This is a genomic window from Promicromonospora sp. NPDC057488, from assembly GCF_042802395.1.
Taxonomy (GTDB): domain Bacteria; phylum Actinomycetota; class Actinomycetes; order Actinomycetales; family Cellulomonadaceae; genus Promicromonospora.
The window spans coordinates 1-8,142 of record NZ_JBHVEG010000234.1; the positions used below are offsets into that span (position 1 = coordinate 1).

Annotated in this window: 7 protein-coding genes; 3 read left to right on the forward strand and 4 right to left on the reverse strand. The window is 74.5% G+C overall.

Features of this window, described 5'->3' with window-relative positions:
• Nucleotides 1-67: 67 nt before the first annotated feature.
• From ACFU5G_RS27650 to ACFU5G_RS27665, 4 genes are all read right to left on the reverse strand, one after another.
• A complete protein-coding gene (locus ACFU5G_RS27650) occupies nucleotides 68-580 on the reverse strand; it encodes a DUF4870 domain-containing protein (RefSeq protein WP_377251922.1) in 513 nt (170 codons plus the stop codon).
• Between the two features lie 24 nt (nucleotides 581-604).
• The gene (locus tag ACFU5G_RS27655) at nucleotides 605-1,468 is read right to left on the reverse strand and encodes a DUF3097 domain-containing protein (RefSeq protein ID WP_377251924.1); all 864 of its coding nucleotides are present in this window, start codon (nucleotides 1,466-1,468) and stop codon (nucleotides 605-607) included.
• Between the two features lie 67 nt (nucleotides 1,469-1,535).
• Nucleotides 1,536-4,394 (reverse strand): helix-turn-helix transcriptional regulator, encoded by a 2,859-nt coding sequence (locus ACFU5G_RS27660; protein ID WP_377251926.1) that lies wholly within the window; start codon nucleotides 4,392-4,394, stop codon nucleotides 1,536-1,538.
• A gap of 108 nt (nucleotides 4,395-4,502) precedes the next feature.
• Nucleotides 4,503-4,688, reverse strand: coding sequence for a hypothetical protein (locus tag ACFU5G_RS27665; RefSeq protein WP_377251928.1), 186 nt, complete (start codon nucleotides 4,686-4,688; stop codon nucleotides 4,503-4,505).
• A 390-nt stretch (nucleotides 4,689-5,078) separates the two neighbouring features.
• Between ACFU5G_RS27665 and hrcA the strand changes: the two genes are divergently transcribed.
• From hrcA to ACFU5G_RS27680, 3 genes are read left to right on the forward strand one after another with little or no spacing between them, the layout of a single operon-like run.
• Nucleotides 5,079-6,098, forward strand: coding sequence for a heat-inducible transcriptional repressor HrcA (gene hrcA, locus ACFU5G_RS27670; protein WP_026365419.1), 1,020 nt, complete (start codon nucleotides 5,079-5,081; stop codon nucleotides 6,096-6,098).
• Between the two features lie 28 nt (nucleotides 6,099-6,126).
• On the forward strand, nucleotides 6,127-7,248 hold the full coding sequence (gene dnaJ / locus ACFU5G_RS27675) for a molecular chaperone DnaJ (protein WP_377251930.1): 1,122 nt from the start codon (nucleotides 6,127-6,129) through the stop codon (nucleotides 7,246-7,248).
• A 10-nt stretch (nucleotides 7,249-7,258) separates the two neighbouring features.
• Nucleotides 7,259-8,023, forward strand: coding sequence for a 16S rRNA (uracil(1498)-N(3))-methyltransferase (locus tag ACFU5G_RS27680; protein WP_377251932.1), 765 nt, complete (start codon nucleotides 7,259-7,261; stop codon nucleotides 8,021-8,023).
• The last annotated feature ends 119 nt before the right edge of the window (nucleotides 8,024-8,142 follow it).

Here is an 8,142-nt window from a genome sequence, read left to right on the forward strand (position 1 = left end):
ATGCACCTGCTGCCAGTCCCGGAATCCGGCTGGCAGCAGGTGCATGGTCGTTGCTGTCCTGCGGGCCTTACTTGATGAAGCGGATGTTCACCGGGTAGCGGTACGGGGCACCCTTGCTGTTGGCCACGGCCGCCATGATCATGAACACGACTGCGGCGATGAACGCGAGGAACACGATCGCGCCGAACCCGAAGGTGATCCCGGTGATGATCCAGGCAGCGGCCTGCGCGATGAGCAGGGTGATCTGGAAGTTCAGCGACTCCTTGGCCTCCTGCTCCACGAACTGGCTGCGGTCCTTGAGCACGAGCCAGATCACCAGCGGCGGGATGAACGTCAGGATGAACGGGCCGACCTGGGCGAGGACCGTCCACAGGCGCTCGTCCGACGGTGTGAGCGGCGGCGGCTGGTACTGCTGGCCGTAGGGCTGGCCGGCCTGCGGCGGACCCTGGTAGGGCGACTGGGCGGGCTGCGGCGTCCCGTAGGCGGGGCCGTCCTGCGGCTGCTGAGGTGCGGGGCCGGACTGCTGCGGCGCCGGGCCGGGCTGCTGAGGAGCCTGCGGCTCCTGCGGGTTTTCGGACATATGACCAACCGTAGGGGCTGCGCCTTACGCCGAGGTCACGAAATCGATAAGTTCTTCGACCCGTCCCAGCAGGGCCGGGTCCAGGTCGCGGAAGTCGCGCACGGAGCCCAGGATCCGCTGCCAGCCGCGGGCGACGTCCGCCTGCGTCTCCGCAGGCCAGCCCAGGGAGCGCAGGATGCCGAGCTTCCACTCGGTGCCGCGGTCGATCACGGGCCAGCGCTCCAGGCCGAGGCGCTGTGCGCGCACGGCCTGCCACACGTCCACGTAGGGGTGGCCCAGCACCAGCACGGTGCCCGTGGGCACCGTGCGCAGCGCCTCGTCGGTGAGCCGCTGCTCCTTGGAACCGGGCACCAGGTGGTCCACCAGCACGCCGACCCGGCGCTCGGCGTCGGGCCCGAACTCGGCGAGCCGCTCGGCGAGGTTGTCCACGCCGTCGAGCATCTCGACCACCACGCCCTCGATGCGCAGGTCGTCGCCCCAGACCTTCTCCACGAGCTCGGCGTCGTGCTTGCCCTCCACCCAGATGCGGCTGCCGCGGGCCACGCGCGCCCGGCCCCCGTGCACCGCGACGGACCCGGAGGCCGTGCGGGTGGGCTGCGCCGGGGCGCGGCTGACGACGGGCGCGGTCAGCTCGACCGGCTTGCCCTCGACCCAGAAGCCCGGGCCGAGCGGGAACGTCCGGGTCCGACCGCGCCGGTCCTCCAGGACCACCACGTGCATGCCGCCCGACTTCTCGACGCGGACGATCGCGCCGACCCAGCCGGTCTGCACCTCCTCGACCACTAGCCCCAGCTCGGCGGGCGTGGGCTGCGACGTGGGCCGCCGCCCGCGCTGCGCGCCAGGAAACTGGGGGGAGAGCACATCGGACCCGTACCGTTCGTCGACCACGCCGAGAGCCTAGGTCGGCTCCTGGGCCGAGTGCTGGATCTCCGCCCCTCCGGAGTGTCTTCCCGCGTCACCGGGCGCCGCGGAGCGCCGCCTCCGTACGGGTGGCCACGCCCAGCTTGCGCAGGATCGCCGAGACGTGGACCGAGACCGTCTTGGCCGAGATGAACAGCCGCTCGGCGATCTGCCCGTTGGTCAGGCCCTCGGCCACCAGGGCCAGCACCTGCCGCTCGCGTGCGGTGAGCGGGTCGGTCCCGCTGTCCGGCCCCTCGGCAGGACGGCGCTCCTCGGCCAGGCCGGTCAGGCCCGCCCGGTCGAGCAGCCCCTGCGCCTGCCGCACGATCAGCCCCGCCCCGATCTTCTCCGCCTCCGCGACGGCCGACCCCAGCGTCGACCGGGCCCCGCCCCGGTCCCCGGCCTCCAGCAGCCGCGCGCCCTCGCGGGACAGCGCGTACGGGCGCAGGTGCACGGGTCCGGCACCCGGCAGGTCGGCGACGGCGGCCCACGGCCCGGTGCCGAGCTCCGCCTCGAACAGCGCCGACCACAACGGGAACGTCGGCCAGTGCGCGCACGCGGCGAGGACCGCGCGGTACGGGGCGTCGTCGACGTCCTGCCCGACGGCGCGCAGCCGGGCGATCGCCTGGGCCGCCACGCCGAGCTGCGGCAGGTCGTAGGCCGGGCTGCACACGTGGTCCGCGGCGACCACCACCGACATGCCCTCCAGGGCCTCGGCCGGCTCGTCGCGCAGCAGCGCGAGCTCCGCCAGCGTCCCGCTGGTGCGCGACCTGATCTGCTCCTCCAGGCGCCCGAACCGCTCCCAGCTCGGGGCCCTGCGGCGCGCCTCGGCCTGCGCCTGCTCCACGTCGCCCCGCCACATCATGAGCCAGATCCGGCGCTCGCTGAGGTAGGCGGAGTAGACGCTGTCGTGGATCGGCGGGATCGTCCGCTCGTACCAGGCGGCGGCCTCGGCCCAGTCGCCGCGCCCGATCTGCGCCTCGGCGAGGTTCCCCTCGATCATGAGCCGGGTCGAGTCGGACGAGCCGTGCCGGTGCGCGGCGCCGATCCCCTCCTGGGCGATCTCCGCCGCCCGGGTCCAGTCGCCCACGACGAGCCGGACGTCCGACCCGTTGACGTAGTACCGGCTCAGCCCGTGCCAGGTGTCCCCGGCCGCCTCGCGGCCGGCGTCGATCTCCGCGAAGCCCTCCGCGTCGCCGAGCTGGACCCGGCTCACGCCCCGCAGGTTCAGCGCGACGGACACGACCTCGGCGTCGCCGATCGCCCGGGCGGCGTCGTACGCCGCCGTCGCGGCCTCGATCGCCTCCCGGGGCCGGCCGCCGAGCATCGCGCGGCGCGCCCGCAGCATCAGGAGCAGGCCGCGCACGGCGTCGTCCCGGCCGGGCTCGACGAGCGCCAGGGCCCGTTCGATGAGCTCGGGCGCCTCGTCCGATCCGGCGTGGCCCGCGATGAGCGCCGCGTCGGAGAGCATGCCGGCGAGTCCCGCCGGGTCGTCGGCGGGCCACTCGTCGATCGCCTCGTGCGCCACGGCCAGGGCCCGGGTGGTCCGGGTGGCTCCGCGCAGCGACTCGGCGACCGTGCGGAGCAGCTCGTGATGCGCCAGCCCGGCCACGGACTCGGCGTCGGGCACCTGGTCCCAGAGCTCCATGGCGCGCTCGCCCAGGGCGACCGCGGTGGACGACGCCGCGCCCTCCGCGGCCTTGCGGTGCCCGGTGACGGCCGCCGCCAGAGCCTTGTCCAGGTGCCCCGCCCGCCACCAGTGGTCGGCGATCCGCGACAGCTTCGCCACCGAGTGGGCGCGCCGGACGAGGGCCCGCTCCAGGGCTCGCGCGTAGGCGGCGTGCAGGCGGTGCCGCTCGCCGGGCAGCAGCTCGGCGTACACGGCCTCCTGGACCAGCGCGTGCCGGAAGGCGTACCCGACCTCGGTGACCACCAGGACCTGGGCCTCGACCGCCTCCCGGACGGACTCCTCCGCGTCGGCGCCTGCGTGCGGGGCCCGCTGTCCCGGACCCGTCGAGGGGTCGGCCAGGACGTCGTCGAGCACGTCGTACCAGACGCGCGGGCCGGCGGCGGCGACCACGCGGCACAGCGACCGGGCCTCCCGGCTCAGGTTCCAGTAGCGCAGCAGGAGGATGTCGCGCAGGGAGTCGGGCAGGTCGGTGCCGAGGAAGCCGACCAGCTCCTCGACGTAGAAGGGCACGCCCCCGCTGCGGTCCGCCAGGTCGGCGAGCTGCTGGGCGTCGAGGCCGACGTCGAGCAGGTCCTGCGCCATCTCGTGGACCTCGGCCTCGCCCAGCCGCGTCAGCTCGAGGCGGGTCGTGAGCCGGGCGCGGTCGAGCTCGGCGAGGACGACGCGCAGGGGGTGCGCGCGGGAGACGTCGTCGCTGCGGTAGGTGAGCAGCAGGAGCAGGCCCGGCGGCGTGGTGCGGGCGAGGCGGAGCACGACGGCGCGCGTGACGTCGTCGGACCAGTGCAGGTCCTCGATGACCACCACGGCGGGGCGCTCGCCCGCGAGGCCGGTGAGCAGGTCGGTGAGGACCTCGGGGACGCGGTCGGCCCCGGCGTCGGGCGCGGGCGCGACGAGCTGGGGAGCGAGGGCGGACAGGGCGCCGGCCGAGGGTCCGGCCGCGGCGAGGACGGCTTCGTGGCCCATCGTCCGGACGACGCCGTTCAGGAGTCCGGCCAGGGCCGCGTAGGGGAGCGGGCCGGAGCCCTCGTCGGCGCACTGACCGACGATCACGTGGGCGTCGTCGGCCCGGGAGGTGAGCTCGTCGAGCAGGCGGGTCTTGCCGATCCCGGCCTCGCCGGCGATCACCAGGGTGCGGCTGCCGCCCGAGCGGACGTCGGCGAGAGCGGCCTCGAGCGCACCGAGCTCGGGGGCTCGGCCCACCAGGCGGGCACGGGGGACCGGCATGGGCTCATCGTCCCATGCCGGTCCGTGGTCGTTCCGCTCTTTTCGGTCGGCCTGCCCGCCGCTGCCGTGGGCCGACCCGCTGCCCGGCACGGTCGCCCTCCCGAGGGATCAGGCGACGCGCGGCCGGACGGCGTCGGCCGCCCTGGCCCGGGCGCTGCGCTCGGCGGTGCGCTGCGCGGCTGCCTGGCGGCGGGCCGCGTCCTTGTGCTCACGGGCCACGCGGGCCCGCTCGTTGCGCTGGTCGAGCTCCCGCTCGTTGCGGCGGTACTCGGCGTAGTCCGTGAAACCGAACATGGTGGTTCCTCCTGGTGTCACCGTCGGCCCCTCGCCGGCGGTGATTCCAGGTTGGTCTGTGAGGTACGTCGCGCGGATCGGGCGGTCGCCGCATCTTTCGCGGCGGGTCCGGGCCAAGGGCTGGGCACGTCTAAGGCATCGCCCTATGCTCGACCGGTCAGCCCTCGGCGAACGGGTAAGACCCGCAGGTCAGGGGCAGGTTTGCCGCGGCGCGTCCGGGCGGCTCGCGGGGTCGTGGCCGGCCTGCGGCGGGTCGGGGACCCGGCCGCTCGTGTGCGCCGCGTAGGATTGGCACTCGGTTGGTGAGAGTGCTGGACGGCAGTGTCGGAGAGCGGGCCGGAACCCGGGTACACGTCCCGGACGTTCTACCTGGGGACGGAGGTGAGCGCGGTGAGCGAGGAACGCAGACTCGATGTCCTGCGGGCGATCGTGGAGGACTATGTCCGCACGCGTGAGCCCGTCGGTTCGCGCATCCTCACGGAGCGGCACCAGCTGGGGGTCTCCCCGGCCACGGTGCGCAACGACATGGCGGCCCTCGAGGAGGCCGGGCTCATTGCCCAGCCGCACACCTCGGCGGGCCGCATCCCCACCGACAAGGGCTACCGCCTGTTCGTGGACCAGCTCGCCGAGGTGCGGCCGCTGACCCTCCCGCAGAAGCGCGCCATCGAGACCTTCCTGTCCGAGGCGGTCGACCTGGACGACGTCGTGGCGCGCGCCGGGCGGCTCATCGCCCAGCTGACGGGCCAGGTCGCCGTGGTGCAGTACCCCTCGCTGCGCCGCTCCGGGCTGCGGCACCTCGAGCTCGTGCCCACGGCCGAGGGCCGGCTCCTGGTGGTCGTCATCACGGACACGGGCCGGGTGGAGCAGCGCTTCCTCGACGTGCCGGTCGACCTCGACGACGGCACGCTGGGCGAGCTGCGCGCCCGCCTCAACGCCGCGACGGCCGGCCGCCGGCTCGCCGACATCGGCGACGCGTTCGCCGGCGTCGCCGAGGCCATGCCGCCCGAGCACCGCCCGCTGGCGACCGCCGTGGCCGAGGTGGTCACCGCCGCGCTGAGCGAGGAGAGCGAGGAGCGGATCGTGCTGACCGGCCAGGCCAACCTGGCGCGGTCGAGCATGCGGTTCGAGCAGGGGCTGCGGCCCGTCCTGGAGGCGCTGGAGGAGCAGGTCGTCCTGCTCGGCCTCCTCACCGACATGACCGACGACGCCGGGGTGGCGGTGAGCATCGGCCACGAGAACCGGCTGGCGGGACTGGCGGAGACCTCCGTCGTCACCTCCGGCTACGGCTCGTCCGACGGTGACACCGTCGCGATCCTGAGCTCTATCGGCCCCACCCGTATGGACTATCCGGGCACCATCGCCGCGGTGCGCGCCGTCGCGCGCTACCTGTCACGAGTGCTGCCCAGCTAAATACTCAACTCATCACGAAGAGAGACCTGTGACCGACTACTACGAGATTCTCGGTGTTCCGCGCGACGCCTCGCCCGAGCAGATCAAGAAGGCATACCGCAAGCTGGCCCGTGAGCTGCACCCGGACGTGGCCGGCGACGCGGGCGAGGACCGGTTCAAGGACGTCGCGCGCGCGTACGAGGTGCTCTCCAACCCCGACAAGCGCCAGCAGTACGACATGGGTGTCGACCCGACGTCGCCGGGCGGCGGCGCGGGCGGCGGGTTCGGCGCCGGGTTCGGTTTCCAGGACATCTTCGAGACCTTCTTCGGCGGCGGGCAGCCGACCGGGCCGGTCCCGCGCGCCCGGCGCGGCAACGACGCGCTCGTGCGCCTCGACCTCGACCTCGCCGAGGCCGTGTTCGGCGCCAAGCGCGAGATCCAGGTCGACACCGCGGTGGTCTGCAACACCTGTGGCGGCGACGGCGCGCGGCCGGGCACCCACGCCCGCACCTGTGACGTCTGCCAGGGCCGCGGCTCGGTGCAGCGGGTGGCCCGCTCGTTCCTCGGCCAGGTCATGACCAACCAGCCGTGCTCCGCCTGCGGCGGGTTCGGCACCGTGATCCCCGAGCCGTGCACCGACTGCTCCGGCGAGGGCCGCGTGCGCTCGCGCCGCACCGTCTCGGTGAACGTGCCGGCGGGCGTCGACACCGGCACGCGCATCAAGCTCTCCGCGCAGGGCGAGGTGGGCCCCGGTGGTGGCCCCGCCGGCGACCTGTACGTCGAGATCCGCGAGCGCGCCCACGACACCTTCGTGCGGCGCGGCGACGACCTGCACTGCACCCTCCAGGTGCCGATGACGGCGGCCGCGCTCGGCACCGTGCTCGAGCTCGACACCCTGGACGGCCTGCAGGAGATCGACCTGCGCCCCGGCACGCAGCCGGGCCAGGTCATGACCCTCAAGGGCCTCGGCGTGGGGCACCTGCACTCCAACGGGCGCGGCGACCTCAACGTGCACATCGAGGTCCAGGTGCCCGCGCACCTGGACGAGGAGCAGACGGCCCTGATGCAGCAGCTCGCGGCACTGCGCGGCGAGGAGCGGCCCGAGCCGCGGCTCGCCACCGTCCAGGGCGGCGTCTTCTCGCGCCTGCGCGACAAGCTCAGCGGCCGCTGACCCGCCGCCCATGAGCGCGCCAGTCTTTCTCGCGGAGGCGTCGGCCGCCCATCCGCTGTCGGAGTACGCCGCGGGCTCGCTGTACGTGCTCGACGGCGCCGAGGGGCGGCACGCCGGCGTGGTCCAGCGCCGGGGTCCGGGGGAGCGGATCGACGTGGTCGACGGCGCGGGCGTGCGCCTGCGGACCGTCGTCGAGGCGGTGCACGGCGCCGAGGTGCACCTGCGGGTCGAGCAGGCCGACGTCGAGCCCGTGCCCGGCGTCGTCGTGACGCTCGTCCAGGCCCTCGCCAAGGGCGACCGCGACGAGATGGCGATCGAGGCCGCCACCGAGACCGGTGCGGACGCGATCATCCCGTGGCAGGCGGAGCGGTCCGTCGTCGTCTGGCGCGGGGACCGGGCCGCCAAGTCGCGGGCCCGCTGGGTCAGCACCGTGCGGGCCGCGACCAAGCAGGCCCGCCGGGCGCGCATGCCCGACGTCGACCTGCCGCTGAGCACCAAGCAGCTCGCCGCGCGGACCCGCGAGGTGGTCGCCGCGGGCGGCGCGGTGGCGGTGCTGCACGAGGAGGCCACCGTGGGCCTCGCCGACGTGCCCCTGCCCGAGGCCGGCGCGCTGCTCGTCGTGGTGGGGCCCGAGGGCGGCATCTCCGAGGCGGAGGTCGCCCAGCTGACCGAGGCCGGGGCCGTCACCGCGCGTCTGGGGCCGCACGTGCTGCGCACCTCGACGGCGGGCCCGGTGGCGATCGCCCTCCTGAGCGAGCGCTTGGGCCGCTGGTAGCCCTGCTCGCCGGTCGAGCGACCGTCGCTGGTCGAGCGACCGTCGCTGGTCGAGCGACCGTCGCTGGTCGAGCGACCGTCGGTGGTCGAGCTTGTCGAGACCTGGGTCTCGACAAGCTC

What these genes read in the sequence shown, in the direction of transcription:
- ACFU5G_RS27650 (WP_377251922.1), bottom strand. Translation starts at nt 580, where the DNA reads ATGTCCGAAAACCCGCAGGAGCCGCAGGCTCCTCAGCAGCCCGGCCCG.
- ACFU5G_RS27660 (WP_377251926.1), bottom strand. Translation starts at nt 4,394, where the DNA reads ATGCCGGTCCCCCGTGCCCGCCTGGTGGGCCGAGCCCCCGAGCTCGGT.
- ACFU5G_RS27665 (WP_377251928.1), bottom strand. Translation starts at nt 4,688, where the DNA reads ATGTTCGGTTTCACGGACTACGCCGAGTACCGCCGCAACGAGCGGGAG.
- ACFU5G_RS27680 (WP_377251932.1), top strand. Translation starts at nt 7,259, where the DNA reads ATGAGCGCGCCAGTCTTTCTCGCGGAGGCGTCGGCCGCCCATCCGCTG.